Origin of the sequence: Aeromonas sp. PS2Canimalfood6, assembly GCF_048276795.1 — a bacterium.
Classification (GTDB): Bacteria; Pseudomonadota; Gammaproteobacteria; order Enterobacterales; family Aeromonadaceae; genus Aeromonas; species Aeromonas caviae.
Map to the genome: position 1 here is coordinate 1 of NZ_JBLUXC010000164.1, position 508 is coordinate 508.

The 508-nt window shown below is 59.1% G+C and carries 1 protein-coding gene; it reads right to left on the minus strand.

Annotation, left to right across the window (positions count from 1 at the left end):
* Positions 1 to 508 (minus strand): IS4 family transposase (locus tag ACNPAA_RS21070; protein WP_417891999.1); only part of this gene is annotated, 508 nt, incomplete at both ends.

Sequence of the window (508 nt, forward strand, 5' to 3'; positions counted from 1 at the left end):
TTGCGTTCCGGGATGAGCCAGTGACGGTCGGTGTCTTCGGCCTGAATACGCAGCAACAGGTCGGCACCGAAGAAGCCTTTATCCAGCAGGGTCACTGACTTGTCCGGCAATGAGTGAATGAACTCGCTGGCCAGGGGGATTTCCCCTTTGCGGTACGGGCTGATGGCCGCGTTGGCAATGACATGCGAGCGGACATTCATGAGCGTGACCAACCGCAGCATCGGGTAGGGTGTCTGCCGGTTGGTTGAGGTGTTACCCGAGCCGAAATGTGCTCTGAGTTCAGGCATATCCTGGGTTCGGAACAGGGCCCCATCGATGGCAAAGACCTGTAAACCGTGCCAATGGTCTTCAGGATAACGTTCCCGCCCCCACACATCGGCGCACTGTTTGAACAGCCACTCGAGCGGCTGTTTGCCGAGTCGCTGACGGGCCTGAGACAGGGCACTGTCCGCGAGCAAGGCATCATTGGCCAACCCTTCTGCACAGATGTTGAGGCGCCGAGCGACCT